Origin of the sequence: Pedobacter sp. BS3 (assembly GCF_008274585.1) — a bacterium.
Classification (GTDB): domain Bacteria; phylum Bacteroidota; class Bacteroidia; order Sphingobacteriales; family Sphingobacteriaceae; genus Hufsiella_A.
On record NZ_VTRT01000002.1, the window covers coordinates 22,415 to 45,054 of the forward strand.

Annotated in this window: 22 protein-coding genes, 2 tRNA genes and 1 pseudogene; 12 read left to right on the top strand and 13 right to left on the bottom strand. The window is 42.8% G+C overall.

Going from position 1 to position 22,640, the window contains the following annotated elements; translation table 11 throughout:
• Positions 1–213: 213 nt before the first annotated feature.
• Positions 214–2,583 carry an endonuclease MutS2 gene (locus FW774_RS05560; RefSeq protein ID WP_149347195.1) on the bottom strand — a complete coding sequence of 790 codons (2,370 nt, stop codon included), beginning with the start codon at positions 2,581–2,583 and terminating at the stop codon, positions 214–216.
• Positions 2,580–2,999 carry a DUF4296 domain-containing protein gene (locus FW774_RS05565; protein WP_187774823.1) on the bottom strand — a complete coding sequence of 140 codons (420 nt, stop codon included), beginning with the start codon at positions 2,997–2,999 and terminating at the stop codon, positions 2,580–2,582. Before FW774_RS05565 ends, FW774_RS05560 begins: the two co-directional genes overlap by 4 nt.
• A 121-nt stretch (positions 3,000–3,120) precedes the next feature.
• Here FW774_RS05565 and FW774_RS05570 point away from each other — a divergent pair, with 121 nt between their 5' ends.
• The 5 genes from FW774_RS05570 to FW774_RS05590 all read left to right on the top strand — a co-directional run bounded on the left by FW774_RS05570 (position 3,121) and on the right by FW774_RS05590 (position 7,974).
• The gene (locus tag FW774_RS05570; RefSeq protein ID WP_149347197.1) at positions 3,121–3,798 is read left to right on the top strand and encodes a YggS family pyridoxal phosphate-dependent enzyme; all 678 of its coding nucleotides are present in this window, start codon (positions 3,121–3,123) and stop codon (positions 3,796–3,798) included.
• A gap of 128 nt (positions 3,799–3,926) precedes the next feature.
• The gene (locus FW774_RS05575; protein WP_149347198.1) at positions 3,927–4,388 is read left to right on the top strand and encodes a GNAT family N-acetyltransferase; all 462 of its coding nucleotides are present in this window, start codon (positions 3,927–3,929) and stop codon (positions 4,386–4,388) included.
• Between the two features lie 162 nt (positions 4,389–4,550).
• On the top strand, positions 4,551–5,396 hold the full coding sequence (locus FW774_RS05580; protein WP_149347199.1) for a DUF3298 and DUF4163 domain-containing protein: 846 nt from the start codon (positions 4,551–4,553) through the stop codon (positions 5,394–5,396).
• Complete coding sequence (locus FW774_RS05585) at positions 5,383–6,654, top strand: aspartate kinase (protein ID WP_149347770.1); 1,272 nt, start codon at positions 5,383–5,385, stop codon at positions 6,652–6,654. Before FW774_RS05580 ends, FW774_RS05585 begins: the two co-directional genes overlap by 14 nt.
• 144 nt (positions 6,655–6,798) lie before the next feature.
• Complete coding sequence (locus tag FW774_RS05590) at positions 6,799–7,974, top strand: THUMP-like domain-containing protein (protein WP_149347200.1); 1,176 nt, start codon at positions 6,799–6,801, stop codon at positions 7,972–7,974.
• 446 nt (positions 7,975–8,420) lie between these two features.
• On the opposite strand, the gene FW774_RS05595 is transcribed toward FW774_RS05590, so the two are convergent.
• The 9 genes and pseudogenes from FW774_RS05595 to FW774_RS05635 all read right to left on the bottom strand — a co-directional run bounded on the left by FW774_RS05595 (position 8,421) and on the right by FW774_RS05635 (position 16,521).
• Positions 8,421–9,131 carry a T9SS type A sorting domain-containing protein gene (locus tag FW774_RS05595; protein ID WP_410522729.1) on the bottom strand — a complete coding sequence of 237 codons (711 nt, stop codon included), beginning with the start codon at positions 9,129–9,131 and terminating at the stop codon, positions 8,421–8,423.
• A pseudogene (locus FW774_RS05600) lies at positions 9,129–9,899 on the bottom strand (BspA family leucine-rich repeat surface protein); the annotation flags it as partial. The pseudogene FW774_RS05600 and the gene FW774_RS05595, both read right to left, overlap by 3 nt.
• 414 nt (positions 9,900–10,313) lie before the next feature.
• Entirely contained in the window at positions 10,314–11,417 is a 1,104-nt protein-coding gene (locus tag FW774_RS05605) for a helix-turn-helix domain-containing protein (RefSeq protein WP_149347203.1), read from the bottom strand.
• Between the two features lie 302 nt (positions 11,418–11,719).
• The gene (locus FW774_RS05610) at positions 11,720–12,388 is read right to left on the bottom strand and encodes a flavodoxin reductase (protein ID WP_149347204.1); all 669 of its coding nucleotides are present in this window, start codon (positions 12,386–12,388) and stop codon (positions 11,720–11,722) included.
• Positions 12,389–12,442: 54 nt separating this feature from the next.
• Positions 12,443–13,102, bottom strand: a complete 660-nt coding sequence (gene folE / locus FW774_RS05615; RefSeq protein WP_149347205.1) for a GTP cyclohydrolase I FolE — start codon at positions 13,100–13,102, stop codon at positions 12,443–12,445.
• A complete protein-coding gene (locus FW774_RS05620; protein WP_149347206.1) occupies positions 13,095–13,751 on the bottom strand; it encodes a sigma-70 family RNA polymerase sigma factor in 657 nt (218 codons plus the stop codon). Before FW774_RS05620 ends, folE begins: the two co-directional genes overlap by 8 nt.
• Positions 13,752–13,804: 53 nt before the next feature.
• Positions 13,805–14,197, bottom strand: a complete 393-nt coding sequence (locus FW774_RS05625) for a hypothetical protein (protein ID WP_149347207.1) — start codon at positions 14,195–14,197, stop codon at positions 13,805–13,807.
• A 227-nt stretch (positions 14,198–14,424) separates the two neighbouring features.
• The gene (gene dinB, locus FW774_RS05630) at positions 14,425–15,519 is read right to left on the bottom strand and encodes a DNA polymerase IV (protein WP_149347208.1); all 1,095 of its coding nucleotides are present in this window, start codon (positions 15,517–15,519) and stop codon (positions 14,425–14,427) included.
• Positions 15,520–15,540: 21 nt separating this feature from the next.
• The gene (locus FW774_RS05635; RefSeq protein WP_149347209.1) at positions 15,541–16,521 is read right to left on the bottom strand and encodes a GlxA family transcriptional regulator; all 981 of its coding nucleotides are present in this window, start codon (positions 16,519–16,521) and stop codon (positions 15,541–15,543) included.
• Positions 16,522–16,649: 128 nt separating this feature from the next.
• Here FW774_RS05635 and FW774_RS05640 point away from each other — a divergent pair, with 128 nt between their 5' ends.
• From FW774_RS05640 to FW774_RS05660, 5 genes are all read left to right on the top strand, one after another.
• Positions 16,650–17,165, top strand: coding sequence for a DinB family protein (locus FW774_RS05640; RefSeq protein WP_149347210.1), 516 nt, complete (start codon positions 16,650–16,652; stop codon positions 17,163–17,165).
• A gap of 123 nt (positions 17,166–17,288) precedes the next feature.
• Positions 17,289–17,711, top strand: coding sequence for a VOC family protein (locus tag FW774_RS05645; protein ID WP_149347211.1), 423 nt, complete (start codon positions 17,289–17,291; stop codon positions 17,709–17,711).
• 130 nt (positions 17,712–17,841) lie between these two features.
• Positions 17,842–18,216, top strand: coding sequence for a DoxX family protein (locus FW774_RS05650; RefSeq protein ID WP_149347212.1), 375 nt, complete (start codon positions 17,842–17,844; stop codon positions 18,214–18,216).
• A 6-nt stretch (positions 18,217–18,222) separates the two neighbouring features.
• On the top strand, positions 18,223–18,438 hold the full coding sequence (locus tag FW774_RS05655; protein WP_149347213.1) for a hypothetical protein: 216 nt from the start codon (positions 18,223–18,225) through the stop codon (positions 18,436–18,438).
• A 101-nt stretch (positions 18,439–18,539) separates the two neighbouring features.
• A tRNA-Ile gene (locus FW774_RS05660) sits at positions 18,540–18,613 on the top strand.
• A 124-nt stretch (positions 18,614–18,737) separates the two neighbouring features.
• Here FW774_RS05660 and FW774_RS05665 read toward each other — a convergent pair.
• Both FW774_RS05665 and htpG read right to left on the bottom strand, forming a co-directional pair.
• Positions 18,738–18,814: transfer RNA gene (locus tag FW774_RS05665), tRNA-His, on the bottom strand.
• A gap of 147 nt (positions 18,815–18,961) precedes the next feature.
• Positions 18,962–20,851: a molecular chaperone HtpG gene (htpG, locus tag FW774_RS05670; protein ID WP_149347214.1), complete on the bottom strand. Its 1,890-nt coding sequence runs from the start codon at positions 20,849–20,851 to the stop codon at positions 18,962–18,964.
• Between the two features lie 181 nt (positions 20,852–21,032).
• Between htpG and FW774_RS05675 the strand changes: the two genes are divergently transcribed.
• Both FW774_RS05675 and FW774_RS05680 read left to right on the top strand, forming a co-directional pair.
• Entirely contained in the window at positions 21,033–21,428 is a 396-nt protein-coding gene (locus tag FW774_RS05675; protein ID WP_149347215.1) for a DUF4890 domain-containing protein, read from the top strand.
• Positions 21,429–21,489: 61 nt separating this feature from the next.
• Positions 21,490–22,617: an aminotransferase class I/II-fold pyridoxal phosphate-dependent enzyme gene (locus FW774_RS05680; RefSeq protein WP_149347216.1), complete on the top strand. Its 1,128-nt coding sequence runs from the start codon at positions 21,490–21,492 to the stop codon at positions 22,615–22,617.
• Positions 22,618–22,640: the final 23 nt, after the last annotated feature.

Here is a 22,640-nt window from a genome sequence, read left to right on the forward strand (position 1 = left end):
ATCTCCAATATGGACTTATATGGATATTTCTCACATTCCTCCAGAAATAGCAGTTTACAAACATCGCTTTAATGTGTTTAAAACTATAAGTTGCTTTTCTTTTTTCCTTCCTATCTTCCCGTAGTTTTTAAACTTTTATGTATTTCTATAAACTACCGCTTACGCGAAGATTCGGGGCTACCAATACTATACCTAAAGGGGTCTGGTGAGCTTTTAGCTTAAGTAAACATACGTAATACCATCGCCGCCACGGTCGGGATGCTCATCTTCCATGCGGCTCACCTGCGAATATTTTCTGAGGTAATCGCGAATGAGCTTGCGCAGGATGCCGTCTCCTTTTCCGTGTATGATTTTAAGGTTATCAAAACCCATCATGATGGCTTTATCGAGGTATTTTTCTATTTCAAAAAGCGCTTCTTCACCACGCATGCCGCGTACATCTATTTCAGGATTGAAACTGGCAATACCGTCGGTAATTTGCGTAGCATACGAGGACTTTCGCACTGCTTTGGGCACTTGTTTATTGGATACGCGTTCTACCCGCTTACGTTTCACTACCGAGCGTAAATCGCCTATGGCCAGCACCACATTGTCTTTATGAATATCAAGCACCCGGCCCAGGGTTCCCGAATCGGTTACCTTAACCCAATCGCCTTTGGCTATTTCTTCATTCTTTACAGCTGCCTGTGCAGGCTGATTATCCTTAACCTGATAGCTTTGTAATTGCTGGTTAAGCCTGCCCCTGAGCTGCTGTGTTTTTTCCTTATCAGCCTTACTTTCCTTGATTTGCGATATGGTATTTTCTATCAGCTTGTTAGCACCTTTCAGGATATTCTGCGCTTCGAGCTTTGCTTCTTTTAAAATGCTTTTCTTGTTTTCTTCGAGATAGGCTTTTAACCGCTCGTTCTCTTCTATGAGGGTGCTGACTTTACGCTCTTGTTTTTCTATCGCTATTTTTGATTCGAGCAGTTGCTTTTTATCGCGTTCGAGCTCCACCAGCAGCGTGTCTACCTTTTTTTGCTGTGCGCCAACTTTGTTTTTGGCGGCATGAAGCACCTGTGCCGGTAAGCCGGTTTTCTGAGCAATTTCAAACGCGTACGAGCTGCCGGGTTTACCCATTTCCAGGATGTACATGGGCTTCATTTCGGCATTATTGAACAGCATAGAAGCATTTTCAAGACCTTCGGCAGCACTGGCAAATACTTTGAGATTTGAATAATGCGTGGTGATAACACCCCGTATCTTCCTCTGATTCAGCGCTTCCAGAACGGCTTCGGCGATGGGGCCGCCAAACTGAGGGTCAGTTCCGGTTCCAAACTCGTCAATTAAAACCAGAGTTTTGCCGTTGGCCTGCTCTACAAAATATTTCATCTTGGTAAGATGAGCGCTGTAGGTGCTTAAATCGCTTTCAATAGATTGGTCGTCGCCGATATCGGCAAATATCTGCTTAAAGATGCCTACTTTAGAATGTGTGCTTGCCGGTATCAGCAAGCCTGCCTGCACCATCAGTTGCAGCAATCCAACCGTTTTCATGCATACGGATTTCCCGCCGGCATTAGGGCCCGAAACCACGATAACGCGGTCGGTATCATCAATTTTAATGTTGAGCGGTACAACGGTTTGCTGCTCTTTTTTAAAGTTGAGATATAACAGCGGATGCCTGGCATTGACCAGGTTTACTCCCGCCTGAGTTATTAATTCGGGCATTTCGGCTTCTATGGAAATGGCAAACAGGGCTTTAGCCTGCACAAAATCGAGCTTAGTTAATAAACCATGATAACTGATAAGCAAGGGCACAAACGGACGCAATTTATCCGTTAAAGCGGTAAGTATTTTAATAATCTCGCGACGCTTTTCAAACTCCAGGTCACGCACCAGGTTATTGAGGTGAAAAACTTCTTCGGGCTCTATGTAAACGGTTTGCCCGGATGCCGATTCATCGTGAATGAAGCCTTTGAGCTTGCGTTTATTTTCCGCCAGAAGCGGGATACATAAACGGCCATCACGTATGGTAAGATTACCGTCGGCAGTCCAGTTATTGTTTTGTGCGGTTTTAAATATCTGGTCAACCTTTCTGCGGGATTCGGACTCGGCTTTGGCGATAGCATAAATCAGCTCCTGCAACTCCCGCGAGGCATTCTGCCGGATTTTCCCTTTCTCATCGATTACCTGCTCAATATCCTTTACTATCTGCTTTTCTACGGGCAAATGTTCAAACAGGGCTTCGAGATAGGGATACTGGCCTTCGCGTTCTTTGAAATAGTAAATTACGCCAAAAACGGTTTGCAGCGACAGCAATACATGAAACAGCTCTTCCTCTGTCAAGAACATGCCTTCAATTGCGGCCTTATCGGCAATGTGTTTAATGTTGTACAGATTCCTTATAGGCAGCGGCTCATCATTCTGCACAATGGTTTTAAACTCGTCCGTTTGGCGCAGGAATTTATTAATCTGCTCAAAATTGCTCATCGGGCGGATTTTATCTACTAAGTCCCGCCCCATTTCGCTTAAGCAGTATGCTTTTATCAGTTGCCTGATTTCTGTAAATCCAAGTTTTTCGGTAGCGTTATCCGGATAAATCATTTTAATCTCATGTCTCGTATAAATGGCCTTAATAAGGGCCGGCGTGTTCTTCCGGCGGTATCAATACCAATTGCCTTCTTTAATGAGTCGGCTTTACGCACCCGCTCAATAGAATCTTTGCGGGCAATAATGGCAGCCTCTTTCCGGCGCTTTTCTTCTTCCCGCTTTTGCTCTTCCGACTGCATTTTGTCAATCCGGGAAGATACCTGCTTATATATCGTGTCCAGTATATCCGGTTTTTCCGAATAATATTTCAGGCTGTTCACAAAACGCAACGAATCTGTGCCATGCTTTTTAAAAACCGTACCGTATAATGATGGAGCCACTTTATTGGCACTATCTGTGTTCAGTTGCATTAAATATCCATCGGCCAAATGAATATCAACCAGCAAATCGGTCATCTGTTTTTGCTTCATAATACCGCCTGGCGTTCTGTCAGAACTACAGGAGATTATAAAATTGACCAGTAAAAACAATACGATTAAACGCCTCATTTGTTAATTTCGCGGTAAATTCAAATCCCAAAACTACACATTAATGAGCATTACAGCCAATTTATTACAGCTTAAGAAAGAATTAGATACGGTGCATGTGAAGCTGATAGCTGTTTCTAAAACCAAACCGGTACAGGATATCCGCGAGGCTTATGATGCCGGACAGCGAATATTCGGCGAAAACATGGTTCAGGAACTGGTTGAAAAACAGCCACAGTTACCACAGGATATTGAATGGCATTTAATTGGTCACCTGCAAACCAATAAAGTAAAATATATAGCGCCTTTTATTAGTTTAATACATTCTGTAGACAGCCTGAAACTTTTGCAGGAGATTAATAAGCAAGCCGAAAAGAACAACCGTGTAATTGATTGCCTGTTACAGGTTTACATTGCCGATGAGGAAACCAAATATGGATTAGGCTTTGATGAAGTTATCGAGCTTCTTCGTTCTGAGGATTTTGCAGCCTTAAAACATGTACGCATCACCGGCCTGATGGGTATTGCCACTAACACGGAAAACCCCAAGCAGCTTAAAGAAGAGTTTTATGAATTAAAAACGCTGTTTGACGGCATTAAGCAAAGCTTTTTCCGCAAAGCGGATTATTTTAAGGAAATTTCTATGGGTATGTCGGCCGATTACAAAATTGCCATTGAACAGGGCAGCACTATGGTACGCATTGGAAGTACTATTTTTGGTGGAAGACCGAAGAAAGGTTAAAGGAAGGTTTAAGGCGAAAGGCTTAAAGAAATAACAGAAACAAGAACATAGACGCAAGAAACAAGACAAGGAGCAGAAATCAAGCTCCCTCCCTTTGGGAGGGTTGGGGTGGGCTTAACAAACTAAAAATGACCATACGCATAGCTGAAAAACAGGATTGCAAACGATTAATGGAGCTGGTTCATGAGCTGGCGCATTATGAGCACATGCCACATGAGGTGACTATTACGCTTGAGGAATTTGAGGAGGCTGGCTTCGGCGAAAAACCGGTATGGAAAGCGTTTGTTGCCGAAGTCGACGGAAAAATTGAGGGTTTTGCCCTATATTACATCCGTTTTTCTACATGGAAAGGCTGCCGTTTGTACCTTGAAGATTTTATTGTGACCGAGCGGATGCGAAAAAAAGGTTTGGGCAAACAATTATTCGATGCTATTATCCAGGAAGCGAAAGCACACCATTTTAACGGTATAAGCTGGCAGGTACTGGATTGGAACGAACCGGCATTGCGGTTTTACAGCAAATACCACTCAAGCACAGAAGCCGGCTGGCTGAACGCGTCGTTATCTAAAGAACAATTGGATAATTATTGAAGAAGGTAGAAGGCGGAGGGTTGAAGGCGAATTACGAATTACGATTTTAGATTTACGAAATAAACAAAGAAAGCAACTAAGGATAAACCGAACAAATAGCACTACCTAACTCCCCTCTTCCGCCAACTGGCGGAGGTTGGGGGTGAGGCTAATTAAACACACATGAAAAACATCTGTAAAACCATTTTAATCTTGTCATTTTTTGCGGCTTGTACATCGCCGCAGAAAGAGCAGAAAAGTGCCGACAGCACTACAACTCAGCAACCGGACAGTAGCCGGGCTACCACTGATACGATAACTTATACATACACTCATTACCGGAAAGAAAGCAAAAATGTGGTTAAAGCGAACAATGTTACCGATACCTCGTATGTACAGGTGAGCTACCCTAAATTTGCATCTGCCGAGCTGAACGCGTTTGTAAAAAGTCTGGTCATTAACGAGGATGAACCGGATGCAAAATACATTACCGTTGAAGATATGGCAGCTGATTTTATCAAAAACTTCGACAACTTTTTCAACCAGGAAAAACGTTACCGGACATCCTGGTATCGCGAAACGGCTGTAAAAGTCGCCACACAACAACCCGGCATTATTGGTTTTGAAACATACAGTTCCGAATATACCGGAGGCGCTCATCCCAACTATAATTACAGCTATGAAAATTACGACCTGAGCCGCCATAAAAACATGCTGCTGGACGACCTCTTTACGCCTGAAAACAAGTTAAAATTAGACAGCATAGCAGAAGCTATCTTCAGAAAACAGGAAAAACTATCGCCTGATGCCAGCCTGAAAGACGATTATTTTTTTGAGAACGGCAAATTCGCCTTGAACCAGAATTTTCTCATCACCGATAAGGGATTGCTGTTTTTATACAACCCTTACGAAATTAAGGCTTACGTGTACGGCGTTACCAAACTGCTCATTCCATACAACCAGATTGAAGATTTACTAAAACCCAATACGGCTATTGCCGCATATATCAAACATGATCAACGTATATAAATTTGGCGGAGCCTCTGTAAAAGATGCGGCCGGCGTTAAAAACCTGGCAAACATTATCAGGAACAATCAGCAAAAAGAGCTGCTGATTGTGGTTTCGGCTATGGGCAAAACCACCAATGCCCTGGAGAAACTTACGTTCGCCTATCTGGATAAAACTGATACAGAAGCCATTTTTGACGAAATTAAGGCTTACCATACGGCTGTTATGAATGAGCTTTTTGAAGATAAGCAGCATCCCGTTTTTAACGATGTAGCCAATACATTCGTTGAAATTGACTGGATACTGGAAGAAGAGCCGCAGGATAACGCCGATTATATTTACGACCAGATTGTATCCATCGGCGAGCTGATTTCAAGTAAAATTGTAAGCGCCTACCTGAGCACAAGCGGTATTCCAACGCAGTGGATTGACGCCCGCAGCTACATCCATACGGACAATACGTATCGCGAAGCTAAAGTGGACTGGGATAAAACCTGCGCAGCCATCGCATCCCGTGTACCGGGAATTATAGCTAACGGAGTTGCTGTTACCCAGGGATTTATCGGCGGAACATCAGAGAATTACACCACTACCTTAGGTCGCGAAGGCTCGGATTATACCGCCGCTATATTTGCCTCATGCCTGGACGCGGAATCGGTTACCATCTGGAAAGATGTTCCCGGCGTGCTCAACGCCGACCCGAAGTGGTTCGATGAAACCGAAAAGATTCCCGCCCTCTCCTACCATGATGCTATTGAGCTTACCTATTACGGCGCAACGGTTATCCATCCAAAAACCATTAAGCCTTTACAAAATAAAGGTATTCCTTTGTATGTTCGCTCGTTTATCCAACCTGACGGCGTTGGAACAAAAATCAGCAGCCAGAATAACCCCTTGCCCATTCCATCCTTTATCTTTAAAGTTAACCAGGTGTTGATTTCCATCTTCCCCAAGGATTATTCGTTCATTATTGAGGAAAACCTGAGCGACATTTTCAATATCTTCCATGAGCACAAAGTCAAAATCAATACCATGCTGAACAGCGCCATCAGCTTTTCGGTAAGTGTAGATTACGACGACCACAAGCTCGGAAAACTGCTCAACAGCCTGCGAAAAAATTACAATATCAAATACAATAAAGACCTGGAACTGGTAACTATACGCTATTATAACCAGCAAACCATTGACCGGGTAACCCAAAACAAGGATATTTTACTGGAGGTAAAAAGCCGTTACACCTGCCAGATGGTGATGAGAGATAAGGGTAGTGAGTTATAAGTTGTATAGATTTAAGTGTAAAAGATGGCTTATAGTTCATGGTTCATAGTCGGAAAATCCGGAAGTCCTGAGAGCCTGTCACGAACTTCACAATCTTATATCTAAAATCTCACGTCTCATATCTCAATACGCAATACTAACAGTATGAACAACCTGATTTTACAGCCGGAAGTGCAAGAGTACATCAACAGTCATTTACATGCTGATGAGCACCAGATAGCTTTGGCTAAAAGTCCGTTTGCCGGGATAAGTGCAGCGGAGCTGGCAGGTCAGGTTGCTGCTAAAAAACGGGCGGAGAAAAAATTGCCACTATGGTTCAGTACACCGGGAATCTATTATCCTGCAAAGCTTTCAATAGAACAATGCTCTTCGCAACTTACCGCCCAATATAAAAGCGGACTGCTAAAGGGAAAAGAGGTTATTGACTGCACCGGCGGTTTCGGCGTTGACAGCTTTTATTTTTCAAAGGTTGCCGAAAAAGTTATCCATTGTGAGCTGAATGAGGATTTATCAGTGATTGCCCGGCACAACGCAAATATTTTGGGTGCTTCTAACATCCGGTTTTTAACCGAAGACAGTTTTACGTGGCTCAGTCGGCATAATGATACGTTCGGAACTATTTACATTGACCCTTCGCGACGTGTAAATACCCAGAAAGTATTTCGCCTGTCCGATTGCCAGCCTGATGTTCCGGCAAATCTGGATATGCTGTTACGTAGATCGCAACGAATACTGGTTAAAACATCTCCTTTGTTGGATATCCAGGCCGGCTTACGGGAGCTGAAATGTGTTTCTGCCATTCACATTGTCAGCGTAAAAAATGATTGTAAAGAATTGCTTTGGGTAATAGACCGGGACTTTACCGGTGAGCCTGAAATTACCTGTATGCTCCTGACAGATACACAACAACAGCAGTTCTCGTTTTACCTTTCGGATGAAAGGAATACCCAAATAGAAGCATATTCAAATCCCCTGACCTATTTGTACGAGCCCGATGTTGCCCTGCTCAAAGCAGGTTGCTTTAAAAGCATCAGCAAACAATTTCAGATTAGTAAACTACAAATTAACAGCCACTTATACACCTCCGATAATTTAATTCCTGATTTTCCGGGAAGAATATTCCGGATACAGCAAATACAAACTTACAAGGACTTCACAAAAGCTCCTCTGACTAAAGCCAACATCATTGTTCGCAATTTCCCCCTGACGACCGAACAATTAAAGAAAAAACATAAGCTTACTGATGGCGGCGAACAATACCTGTTGTTTACAACCGCTCCAAACGGTCAGATGGTTATCGCCGCAGAACGGCTTAACTGATATCTTAGAAGCTGTTTAAATTTTAAGGTTTTGCAGGTTTAATTAATAGGCGGTGAGGACACCGTCCATGGTTTCCTGCCGGGGCTGACCAAAAAGCTCCCGTCATCCCCGCTATATAACTTAACGTGAGTTCGGGTTAAGGTGCAGGCTCGTCCCGATTTGCAATCGGGATGCCATGAAACGGCGTTTGCAATGCCGGAATGTTGCTTAAAACAATCAAAGGCAGCTATTACCGGCGTTACAAACGCCGGAGATCTATGCACTCGTTTTGCAAACGAGCGCAAACAGATTGTGCGTTTCCTATCCCGAACTCACGTTACTTTATTAATTTTTTGTCTTGAACTGTTCGCTGATAAGCCATAAATAGCCCCAGCCTGTTAGGGACAGGCCGGGGATCGGCAACGGCTCTTTTACATGGAAAGATAAAAAGCTTAAACAGCCACACGCTATTGCTTCACTAACTTTTTAACGGCATTTTCCTGCCCGGACAGGCGGATGAAATACATACCGGCTGGTAAAGCTGCTGTTTCTATGCCGATACTTTGTTGTTGAGCATTGATCAAGATGGTATGTATGGTTTTACCAGTGATATTAGTAAGTTCTGCTTTATTGTAAATGCCCGCCGGAAAATTAACCGATGTACTTTGACTTGAAATTGCAGGGTTCGGATATATTTTCACAGCTGTCGACTGTACTGAGAAATTCACCGGCCGTACTCCACAATCTGTTGAAGCTCCATCGTTATCAAGCTGGGTTAAACGATAATAATTCACGCCATAGACAGGCTGTCTATCATAAACCTCGTAAGTTCCGGCTCCTTTTGCATCAGCTTTAGCTAAGTTCCGGAAATGTATACCGTCGGTACTTTTTTCTACAATAAAATGGCTGTTGTTAGCTTCCGACGCGGTTTGCCAAGTTATTTTCACTGTATTTTCCTGTACTTTAGCTGTAAACGAAACAAGAGTCACGGGCAGCACACCACCATCGGTAATTGTCCAGCCCTTATTGGTCAAAATATCCCGGTATTGTTGTGCATCTGCATTATATTTTAAATTGTTAGCTCCCAGGGCTCTGCCTGTTGGTATATTGGGGTTTTGTGCCCAGCCTTTAAGGGTAAGGCCATAGTTTTCGGCGCTTAAACCGGCGAAGCCTATCATAGATTTAAGATCCACATTCGCATTTAGCTGCCATGTACCAAGGTTTTGGTTAAAGCTCGTGGCACCATAGAACATGGTATTCATATTAATCACTTTGCTAACGTTCCAGGTGCTTATATCCTAGTTAAATTTTAGAGCGCTGGCAAACATCCAGGTCATATTAGTTACATTGCTGACATTCCAGCCGCTTATATCCTGGTTGAAATTTGCTGCGTTAAAAAACATGGTACTCATATTGGTTACGTTGCTAACGTTCCAGTTACCTATATTATGATTGAAGCTGGTAGCCTGCCTAAACATATTTGACATATCGGTTACCAGGCTCAGATCCGGAGCCGAGGTGGGTAATTTAGTTAAATTTGCACATCCTTGAAAAGAGCCTTTCATAGTTGTCCATTTCATATTCCCCCAGCTCTCCACCTCAGTTAAAGCTTTTGCAGAATTAGGATCGCTACTCATGAATATCCCGGTAAAGTTCCCTTTGATATAAACCTTATAAATACCACTTTTTGCTGTAATGGCGGTTATGAAAAGAATTCCGGAGGCAGGCTGGTACGAGCCGGAATTGGCATTGCCTTCGTCACCAACTTTTTCCCAGTAATATTGGTAACTGGTTCCTGGTGACGTCGGGATAGTTAACGATATGCCTGCGTCCATTTTATCGGTATCCCATACGGTAATAAACGCATTGGTGTGGTCTGGTGCTGCTTTTGATAATAATCCTGTAAACAGTCCCAGCATTGTAGCAAATAGTCTTAGTGTCTTCATGTTTTTGTGCTTTTACAGATTTTTATTTTAGGGGGGAATTTACGATAGCTGCATTGCAAAGGTTTCGATAGCAAGGCGTTAATTTGTCCGGAATATTGTAATCCGGACAAACTCATCAGCATATAATTCAAAGAAAAAAAACAACAAAAACTACTGATAATCAATACATTGAAAAAAACACACAATAACCGATCTCTTCTAAAATACCTTTTACCTGTAAATAATGTATATCTCTGCCAGAATGCTTATTTATCTACCGGAAAACAGGCTGCCGGAGGTGGAAAAGATAAGAGCCTGTTAAAATGAATATATTGAAATATACCAAGACTGCTTTTCCGGAATATCTCCTAACCGGCATTAGAGAAACTTCGTGATGATACAAAGCCCGCCACTGGTTGAAATGGGAGCTGATTTTTATACCGTTTTGCCGACGTTCCTGGCAATATATTCGGCAGGGGTTAGTCCTGTATTTTTCTTGAATGCAGCGTAAAATGTACTTCGCGAAGAAAAGCCGGCATCTTCAGCCAGTGCTTCTATGGTGAGATTCCGCCATTCGCCCTTCTTTATCTGGTCTTTCACAAAATTTACCCGGTAACCGTTAATAAAATCGTTAAATTTTAGCTGATAATATTGTTTTAACAAAACAGATAAGTGCCTATTGGGGATATTTAATTTTACCGCCAGTACGGGCGCTGTTATGCCCTTTTCTTTAAAACACTCATTAACAACAAGCTTTCTTTCTAACTTTTTAGTATAAATGGCAATTTGTTCAGGACTAAGTTTTAATTCTTTATTATTTCCTTTTTCTTCATCGCTGATATCTAAGCCCGCGGGTATTCGCCCGGTTGACAATACCGGTTGATAGGGCATACTGCTTCCGGCAGCCAGATCCAGGCCATACAATTGTTCGGGCTTAAAAAACAACAAGATGCAAAATATAAAAATGCCAATGCTAGCAAATATCGGAAGCATACCTTCTTTTAACGCCGATGCCGAGTATAGTAATGATCTCGCCAGCACTATAATTACAACTAAGGTAAGCGCTGTAACCATGATATTATATGTAAACAGCCAATTCCTTTGATTGCTGTTGATCCTGTTTCGCCGATACTTTACTAACAGATACCACTGAAAAATAATATAAATGATCTGTTGTATACTGCGAATGATATTATGACCGGCCTGTGTGATAAAGGCATATTTATACTGAAAATTCCACTTGGTATCCTGGGCAACCAGGTTGACGATATACTGTTTTTCTTCAGCACTCTTAAGCATATACGGAACAATATCTACCAAGGCAATTATTGCGGGGGTAAAATGCAGCCAGTCATAGCGTTTCAGGTGGTTATTTCCGGACAGTGATAACCTGAGGTATAAATAACTACAGGGTGCAAAAAGATAATATAAGGGGTTGCCTTTGTTGTACAGGTTTGGATAATTCCTCACCTCTCCGCTAACCATCAAATAGATCATTAGCGAATACCAGGCAATGGCAGCAAGCACCGTACAAAGCATAATGTTTATCCACTACTTTCTGCGTAAATAGTATAGCAGAATAACAAACAGCAACCCGTTTACAAAGAAAACCGCTAATAAAAAAATATGCTGTACCTGACTCAAAATATAGACCTTATTTGAGTCGCAAAAGTAAGTAATTGCTTATTGTTAGGAAATAAGACTATTAAAAGAGTGTATCTAAAAGATTATGTCATCCTGTTCAAAGAACTCCTATGGAGAGCTATCGAAGGGTAGGCTCATTGTGACTGAAGAGAAGCTTCGTGAAGACACGAAGCCTGGTTCGTGGACATTCTCTTCTGCTAAAATCCCTCCTTTACAACACGCTCATCAGGGATATCCAGGTTCTTTAAGTGTGATTCTACTGCATCCATCATGGGTGGCGGGCCGCACAGGTAAACGTACGGGGCATTCTCCGGCATATTTTCCTTTAAAAAGGCTTCGCTGATGTAGCCATAGGCGCAATCTTCCGCCTGCTCGTGAGATAATATATTGATAAAGTTTTTGCCCAGCAGGCGTTTAAAGTCAGCTTCGTGTATAATATCGGCCCTGGTTTTATTGGCAAAGATCAGCTTATTATTTCCTACCTGGTTATTTGCCTGTAAGTATCTGAAAATGGCAATAAAGGGCGTAACCCCGGCTCCGCCGGCAATAAATACCCCTTCGCCTTTGTAGGCAATATCTCCAAAAACATCGTGCAGTATCAGCTCATCGCCATGCTTAAGCTGAAGCAGCTGATTGGTAACACCATCCCGTTCGGGATAGGTTTTAATGGTAAACTCGATATAATCTTTGTCGGGCAGTGAGGTAAACGTAAATGCCCGCAGCTCATTTTCCCAGCCGGGTTTATTAACAGATACATCGGTAGCTTGTCCGGGTGTATAGACGTACCCGGCAGGTTTTTCTGTTACCACCTGAAGCACATCATGAGTGACGTGATCTATGGATTTTATTTTTACAATATGTGACACCTTGATAAAATTAAAAAGTTAAAATTCAAAATTCAAAAATTACCCAACAGACTTCTATCCGGTTACCAGGGCAATAAACTCTGATTTGAGCTTTTCATCCCGGAAACGGCCGGAATAGCTTGCCGTAATGGTGCTGCTGTTGGTATCGCCGATACCGCGGGATGAAACGCAAAGGTGTACTGCATCTACCAGAACAGCAACATGGTTTGTTTGAAGGGCTTCCTTTAACGCTTCGGCTACCTGGTTGGTTAAACGCTCCTGCACCTGCGGTCGTTTAGCGTAATACTGTACCAGCCTGTTGATTTTCGATAAACCGATTACCTGTCCGCTTGAAATATACGCCACATGAACCTTGCCGATAATGGGCACAAAATGATGCTCGCAATACGAAAACAACGTAATATTTTTCTCGATCAGCATTTCATTATACCGGTATTTGTTTTCAAAGAGCTTCACATCGGGTTTATTTGCGGGATTTAATCCGCTAAAGGCTTCTTTTACATACATCTTTGCTACTCTATAGGGCGTTCCGCTCAGGCTATCGTCTGTTAAATCTAAACCCAGGATATGCATTATTTCCTTAACATGGTTTTGGATAAGCTCAATTTTTAAATCATCGGTCATGGTAAAGGCATCGGCTCGCAGCGGTGTTTCTAACGAAGTTCCGATATGCTCATCGTCAATAATATCCAGGGTTTCTAACGGATTATTCATGTTTTCTTTTTAATTTGCTCATTACGCGGTTCACCATCGCATCGCAGTAAACCAGGTTAAATTCAAAAATATCGGCGGCAGTATATGATTTTTCTATTTCCCTACGCAACATGCTCTTTGCCCGGTTAAGACGTACTTTTACATTGGCTTCGCTGATGTTAAGCGTATGGGCAGTTTCGTGTACGTTTAGCTGGTTCATCTCCCGTAAGGAAAACACTATCCGGTAATCGAACGGGATTTGCTGTAAGGCATCTTCAATTACAGCATTCAATTCTTTGCGCATCACTGTTTTTGTTGTGTGTTCATTACCTGCTGCGGAGAACATCGGCACTGATCTGTCATCAATTTCGGCAGATATTTCATTTTTAAAGCTAAATTTCTGACGTTTCCGGTAGCAGTTATTCAGCATTATTTTTATGATCCATGTTTTAAACGATGAGCGGTTCTCAAACTGTGATAAGTTATTGTACGCATCAATAAAGGTGTCCTGCATGAGGTCCTGCGTATCTTCGTGACCATAATTATAGCTTCTGCCGGTTTTGTACAAAAATGGGTTATAGCGCCGGATCAGTATCTCAAACAAGGCAGAATCGCCCTGCAATATTCTGCGGATAATTTCGGCATCGGTATATTGCTCAGATCCCTTCATTATTTAGTACAACGAGTAGAAAGTTGAAAGTTAATTGTTAAAAATACGAACAACTAATCACTAACAACAAATAACGCGGCTATACGTGCGAAAGAAAACGCTGAAATAGCCATTACCAGATCGCGAACGGCAACATCTAAAAAATTTCCACTGGCCAGCAGGGTAAGTGCGATCAGGGTAAGCCAGGCGGCAACAATACGTCCTCCGACAACCGGTTTTACCAGCACAATAATACCCGCTATGATCTCGATCACACCTACTATCATCATAAACGTGTGTGCCGCGATGGGAAGCATGCCTGCAATGGCCGGATGTAAATACTGTTGCCAGTCGGTAAGTAAATTGGTGAATTTGTCTAAGCCCGCAACAATGGGCACAATGCCAAACGTTAATCTCAATAAATTGAACGTAGGCGCAATAGCTTGTTTTGAAAGTGTAGTTTCCATTTTTTTAAATTTCTGGTCAATACTACCATAGAGTAAACGAGAAATGGAAAGGTTACAAGCAAGTTAAAAGTGGAACAATGGACAGTGGACAATGGACAGTGGACAGTGGACAGGTGACAATGGACAATGGACAATGGACAGGTGACAATGGATAATGGATAATGGATAATGGATAATGGATAATGGACAATGGATAAATCCCTGCCGGTTGAAACAGCTATTTCAATTTAAAACAATTCCATTTGTCCGGGCAGATCAGGTTTTCGTGACCGGACTACAGCCTCGCCAAAATTCGATAATGAGACACCGAGCAAACGTATTTTAGGACTATCAGGAAGCGCATCCGCAAGCAATTGGGTTACCGTACTGAAAATAATATTCTTGTCGTTAACCGGCTGAGAGAAAGAACGGCTCCGGGTAACCTGCTTAAAATCGCTGTATTTTATTTTCAAGGTGACGGTGCGTCCTTGCAGGTTATAGCGTTGCAGCCGCTCACAAACAGTATGCGTAATTTTATCCAGTTCGGCATGCATTTCATCCGTTTGTTCCAGGTCGTATGGAAAGGTATCTTCCGCTCCCAGCGATTTTGTTTCGCGGTGCGGCTGTACTTCACGCTCATCAATGCCCCGCACAATGCGATAATAAAAGCGACCGGGTTTACCGAAATAACGCACCAGCTCTTCTTCGGTCAGCTTTTTCAGGTCGGCGCCGGTGTATAACTGCATATTCTTCATTTTTTCGGCCGTTACCTTACCAACGCCAAAAAACTTCTCTACCGGCAGCTTCTCCATAAAGGCTTCTACTACCGACGGGGCGATGAACGTCAGGCCATCGGGCTTGTGCATATCTGAGGCAATTTTTGCTACAAATTTGTTTACCGATACACCGGCAGATGCTGTAAGCTGCAGCTCGTTCTTAATGGCCAGCTTTATTTGCTTAGCAATATCAATGGCCGACCCGATGCTCAGCTTATCCTGCGTAACATCCAGGTAAGCCTCGTCCAGCGAAAGCGGCTCGATCAAATCGGTGTAACGCCTGAATATTGCCCGTATCTTTTGCGATACCTGTTTGTAAACCTCAAACCTTGGCCGCACAAATATAGCCTGCGGACAAAGCTGAAATGCTTTTTTAGACGGCATGGCCGAGTGAACACCAAATTGCCTGGCTTCATAACTCGCGGTAGCTACCACTCCTCCCCGGCCTTCCGGAGAACCGCCCACCACAACCGGTTTTCCCCGGTACTCCGGGTTGTCCCGTTGCTCTACGGAAGCATAAAACGCATCCATATCAATGTGTATGATCTTTCGGTAGCCCTTATTCATTGCTTTGCCTTTCGGGATCTGCTAACCGGCTACTGCCTGTTTGTTGTATTTATTGCGATATTCAATGGGAGTTAAACCGGTAATCTTTTTAAATACATCCCTGAAAGCCTTGGTATCGGTATAGCCGATGTCGAACATTACTTCGCTGATGTTACGTCTGCTGGATTCAAAACTTCGCTTGGCGGCTTCAATTTTTACCCGCTGGATGTACTCCACCACGGTATTCCGGGTAGCTTTTTTGAACCGGCGCTCAAAGCTTCTCCGTCCAACGGCACACAGGTCAGCCAGTTGATCGACCGTTATTTTGTCCTGGTAATTGGCTTCGATAAACTGCTGCGCTTTTTTGATCTCGGTATCTTCATGGTCTTTCTGACCGTTGAACATCATAAATGCGGCCTGGCTATCGCGGTCGATATCAATAGCAAAATACTTGGAAGCCAGTATAGCAATATCCCGGCTGGTATATTTTTCGAGCAGGTACAGCAGCAGGTTCCAGTATGAACTGGCGCCCCCGCTTGAATAAATGCCCTGTTCATCGGTAATGATGCTGCCATCAACCAATTCTACATCCGGGAACATCGCTCTGAATGTAGCCGCATGCAGCCAGTGTGTTGAACATTGCTTTTCTTTTAATAAGCCGGTTGATGCCAGCAGAAATGCACCGATACACAATGAAGCCAGCTCAGCGCCATTCTGATAATGCTCTTTTATCCACGGAAGCAGATCTTTATTCAGCTCTAAAGCCACAGAAATATCTCCGCTAACGGGAGGAATGATGATCAGGTCTGTTTTCTTCACATCCTGCAATAAGGCATCTGTATGAACCGAAAACAAGCTGTTGCTGAGCCTTATTTCCTTACGGGCCCCCACAAGCTGCACCTGGAATAAAGCCGGTTTCCCGGATGCTTCCAGAAACTGGTTAGCTGCCGTAAAGAAATAACGTGGGTCTGAAATGGTGCCCATTACAGCAGTTTCAGGCACAAGAATAGAGACGTGTTTCATCTGAAAGTTTTTGTATAGCAAATATATCATTTCTTACCTGTCGTAATCAACCCCGCACATTGTCGCTTTTGCACGCTTTCTGTTTTACGCAACGGATGTATGTTTGTAAGCGTAAAATCTAACAGTTTATGGAAACCAATCTTTTAATGGGTTCGATTCAAAGTACATTCAACGAATTGTACCTTATTTTATCCCAATTTGACGAAGATGAACTGAATAGGACTCCGTTCGAGGGTAGCTGGACGGCCGGTCAGGTTACAGACCATATTATCAAGGCAGTAAAAGGTGTACCTGCCTTATGCGATGGCTCTACACAGGAAGCAAATCGTCAGCCGGATGCTAAAGTTGAGGATATTAAGGCTTTATTTCTTGATTTTACCATCAGGATGCAATCGCCAGAATTCATTCTTCCAACAGAGGATAGCTATACTAAAGATGATTTATATGCTTCTTTAAAGCGCATAGAAAACAACCTTACAACGATGATTCAAACCCAGGATTTAACACGGCTTTGCCTGGATTCTGAGCTTCCCGGCTTTGGCCTGCTTACCCGGTATGAATGGATTTATTTTGGCATTATTCACACACAACGGCACATACAACAATTGAAAAATATATTATCAAAGTTAAAAGTGAAAGGTTGAAAGTTGAATCCCGAATCGTTCCTCTCGGGACAGGCAGTACGGAAAAAACCGTGACTATCCGGTTCAAAAACTGTCCAACACTATTATAAGTCCTGTCAAAATATATATCAAGATAACAAAATAATGACCTCCGTTTACGCGTATTTAACTTTTAACGGCAATTGCCGCGAAGCCATGACCTTTTACCAACAATGCCTGGGCGGCGAACTGCATTTTCAGACCATAGCGGAATCGCCCTTAGCAGAAAAAATGCCGTCGCAAATGAAAAAACACATTTTACATGCTACCTTAACACAGGAAACATTAACTATTATGGCTTCGGATATGGTAAGCGATCAGGGGCTGATACGGGGCAATACCATTTCGCTAATGCTGAATTGCAGTAATGAAGATCAGATAAAAGCGTATTATAACTGCCTTTCGGCCGGTGGAGAAGCTACTCACCCCTTGGAACTTACTTTTGGGGGCGCCTTATTCGGCGATTTAACTGATAAATTTGGGAATAACTGGCTGCTGCACTGTAACCAATTCAAAAGTAAAAAGTAAGAATTCAAAATCCCGCCAGTTGGCGGATTCCTTGATACCTTATTAAAAAAATCAAAACACATCAATAATTCAAAAAGTAGAAACCGAATATCTTAAATTGAAATAAAGACATATTAATCACTTAAAAATCATGAAACGTATTAAAACTATTTACTGGGTGTTCACCATCATCTTTGCCATCATGATGCTTTTAGATGGCTATGGTGGCGTTACACAACAGGAAGCCGGAAAAGAGGCATTCAGGCAATTGGGTTATCCGATATATTTATTGTCCTTTATCGGTATAACAAAAATTTTAGGAGCCGCTGCTTTAGTTCAGCCTATGTGGCCGCGGCTTAAAGAATGGGCTTTTGCCGGATTTGCATTCAGTTTTATTGGCGCCGCCGTCTCATGGGCATGCAGCAACGGGCCCGTCGGGTTCATCATTTTCCCGCTGGTTATGCTGACTCTTCTGATAGTGTGGTATGTATTATGGAAAAAGTATGAGCGTGTACGCATAGAATGACACATTATGGCCGTTGAAGTATTTAAAACCAATGTCGTGGAAGCCTGCGATTCAGCGTTTATTGTGCAAATGCTTCTGAGCTGTTTTCCCGGAAGCTGCATTAACTTTGACCTGGACGATTGCGATAAAATTTTACGGATAGAGGGAACCAATATTTCGCAGGCTACAGTCATTAGCCTGCTGGGCGCCAACGGATATCATTGCGAAGTTCTTCCTGATTGACAGCCATTGGCACTATTCTTCATAATTTTCTGCTTTTCCATCTTTGAAATCCGGCGTAAATGTTGTAGAATTGCACTCGCAAATCGGAAAACGGTTTAGCGGCTCCTATAGCTCAGTTGGTTAGAGTAGAAGACTCATAATCTTTTGGTCCCTGGTTCGAGCCCAGGTGGGAGCACAAAGCAAAAAGCCTCAAATAATATGTTTGAGGCTTTTTTATGTCTCAAAGGTTACATTCCACCTTTTACCTTCTTTACAAAAACAAAAAAGCCGGTCTACAAAATTGTAAACCGGCTTTTTATTGGGGTAAGCAATGGGGCTCGAACCCACGACCCTCAGAACCACAATCTGATGCTCTAACCAACTGAGCTATGCCTACCGTGTTGAGACCGCAAAATTATAAATCTTATTGCTAAAATCAAGTATTTTTTATCGGGTATTTGGCTTTATATGCAAACATTTTGATTTACAAGCGGATGAGTTATAAAATGAGCGGCGGTTTGCCGCTCTTAATTCAATAACTATTTTATATCAAACTTACGCTTCTGCTTACAAAAGCGGTAAGCTCCGGTCCTTCCAGCATACCTTGAGCCAATAAAGCCAGATCAACGGCCTGCTTAGCCAATGTGCCTTGCTCCTCTTCATTTTCGGTTTGCAGAATACGGCTGATCAGCTTATGATTACCGTTTACAGCTACTTTATAGTTATCGGGCATTGAACCGTAAAAGCCCATACCTCCGCCCATTTTGGCCATATCTTTCATCCGGCGCATAAACTCATCCATAGTTACGGTTACGGGCAATTCATCCGGATTAAGGGCAACTACTTCAACATGCATACCCGGTTTGTTGATGGCTTTTTCAAACACTTCCTTCACTTTTGCAGATTGCTCTTCGGTTAGCACATGTTCGTTATTTTCATCTTTCTCAATGAGCTTATCGGCCACAGCCGAGTCCACACGTTTGAGCGAAGTTTTTTCCAGCTTCTGCTCCAGGTGACTGATAAAATGCCCGTCGATAGGCGAATCCATCAGCAATACATCGTAATGTTTTTTAACGGCCGATTGTATAAAGCTATCCTGCTTAGCCGGGTCGGTAGTATACAGGTAAACCACTGTATCGTTCTTATCGGTTTGCACCGCCTTTACTTTCTCCCGATATTCATCCAGTGTATAATACTCATTCTGAGTGTTTGATAACAACGCGAAATCTTTAGCCTTTTCGTAGAACTTATCTTCGCTCACCATGCCGTATTTAACAAACAAGCCAATATCTTTCCATTTCTCCTCATAAGCCTTGCGATCTTTATTAAACAACTCCTGCAACTTATCGGCAACCTTTTTGGTGATATAGGTGTTGATTTTCTTCACATTGCTATCGGCCTGTAAAAAGCTCCGTGAAACGTTCAGCGGAATATCCGGCGAATCAATTACACCGTGCAGCAACATCAAAAATTCAGGAACAATATCTTTTACCTCATCGGTAATGAATACCTGCCGGGAGAACAGCTTGATCTTATTACGCTGCAAATCGAAATCATTTTTGATTTTCGGGAAATACAGCACACCGGTCAGGTTGAACGGATAATCTACATTGAGATGGATCCAGAAAAGCGGGTCTTCCGAGAACGGGTAAAGCTCTTTGTAAAATGCCAGGTAATCCTCGTCCTTTAAATCGGCAGGCGCCTTTGTCCAGATAGGATTAACGGTGTTGATGATATTATCAACTTCAACCGACTTATATTTCGGCTTGCCGTCCTTATCCTCGCCATCCGGTGCCTGCTCTGTTTTGGTGCCAAACTTAATGGGCACAGGCAGAAATTTGGCGTACTTATCCAGTATCTCCTGTAATTTGTATTTACTCAGAAACTCTTCCGAATCCTTGTTAATGTAAAGAATAACATCGGTTCCACGTGTTTTGCGTTTACCGGCAGAAATTTCAAACTCGGTGCTGCCATCGCATACCCAACGGGCGGGCTCTGCTCCATCCTGGTAAGAAAGCGTCTGGATTTCCACCTTATCGGCTACCATAAAGGCCGAGTAAAATCCCAGGCCAAACTTACCGATGATCTCATTGGCATCTTTAGCATCTTTGAACTTCTCTACAAACTCGGTAGCGCCGGAGAATGCCACCTGGTTGATATATTTCTTGATCTCGTCGGCTGTCATTCCCAGACCGTTATCCGAAACCGTTATGGTCTTCTTTTTCTCATCAAAAGCGACTTCCACCAGCGGATTGCCCAGTTCGCCCTGGTATTGTCCCAACGCTGCCAGTCGCTTAATTTTCTGTACCGCGTCTACCGCGTTAGATACCAGCTCTCTTAAAAATATCTCGTTGTCTGAGTAGAGGAATTTTTTAATAATCGGGAAAATGTTCTCCGTGTGTATTGAAATGGTTCCTTTTTCTTTTACGCTCATAGTAATTTATTTTTAACCAACGGCACTTCATCAAGGTATGTTCCAAAAGGCACCAGGTTGTCAAAATGGCAGAGATAGATAACCTTACCTGCCCTTTTGGTTTAACACTTTTTAACAATCGTGTTTTTAAACTAATCGCCACGAATACCCCTCTTACCTACAAAACTTAAAATTAGAAAACATGAAAAAGTTAATTTTAGCATTAGCGCTGATAACCGGTTTTTCAACAATAACCTTTGCGCAGCAAGACAGTGTTCATCACAGAATGCATCGTACACCCGAACAAATGGCCCAGTTTAAAACAGATGCCATGAGTAAAAAATTATCGCTTACCGCAGACCAAAAGGCAAAAATTTATGACATTAATTTAGCCGCTGCAAAAAATGTTGCCGAACGTGCAAAAGGCGCTAAAAGCGATTTTAAAACTCAGATGAAAGAAACTGACCAGAAAATCAACTCAGTATTAACAGCAGAACAGCAAAAAACTTATGCTGACTGGAAAGCTGAACGGGCAAAAAAAATGCACAACCATTTTAAGGGACACGGAACTGAAAAGGGTAATACAAAAAGTGAATAGTAAGTTTTGATTTCAGTGAAAAGCGGCCTTATATCGGCCGCTTTTTTTATTTTTGGCAGCAATGGAAATACATCCCGTAACCGGTTTTATGCAGGAAAGATTGCGTGAACGCAGTAAAAGTAAGGCACTACGGGAGCTACAGGTAAACACCAGCCGCATAGATTTCTGCTCTAATGATTATTTAGGGTTTTCCCGATCGCCGGTACTGAAACAGCTTATCAGCAATGAATTGAAACGTTACCCCGACTATCCCAACGGATCAACCGGTTCAAGGCTTATATCCGGCAACGACCGGTACACCGAACAGTTGGAACAGGAGATCGCCGGTCTCCATGAGGCCCAATCCGGATTGTTATTCAACTCCGGTTACGATGCCAACATCGGGTTATTTTCGGCCATCTTACAACGTGGAGATACCGTTATTACGGATGAACTGATCCACGCGTCTATTATTGATGGCATTCGCCTGAGCCATGCTAACCGTTTTACGTTCAGACATAACGATTTAACTCACCTGGAAGACAAGCTCAAAGCAGCTAAGGGAAACATTTTCATTGCCGTGGAAAGCATTTATTCTATGGATGGCGATGAAGCTCCGTTACTGGAAATTGCACAGCTTGCCGAAAAATACCAGGCCGCATTAATTGTTGATGAAGCGCATGCCACAGGCATTTTAGGCCCAAATAGCTGCGGATTGGTTCAACAATACGGTTTAAGCAAGCGGATTTTTGCCCGTGTGGTCACTTTCGGGAAGGCGATGGGCGTTCACGGGGCTATTGTTTTAGGGAGCGATGTTTTAAAAAGCTATCTTATCAATTTCGCCCGTTCATTTATTTATACCACCGCGGCCCCTTTCTATACCCATGCAGCCATAAAAGCAGCGTACCGATTGCTCCGGGAAGAAAATTTGCAGGACGTGTTACAGCAAAAAATCCGGCTGTTTAAAGAAAACATTCGTGCTAACATATCGCTTATACCGTCCCGATCGGCTATTCAGAGCATTATTATTGGTGGTAACGCACAAACACGACATACGGCTTTACGATTACAGGAAGCTGGATTTGATGTCCGGGCGATATTGCATCCCACTGTCCCGGAAGGTAAAGAACGGTTACGGATTTGTCTGCACCTGTTTAACAGCGATACCGAGATTATTTCGCTTACGCAGGCGATTAATGAGCTGATATAAATAATGGCCCCATTTTAGCTAAA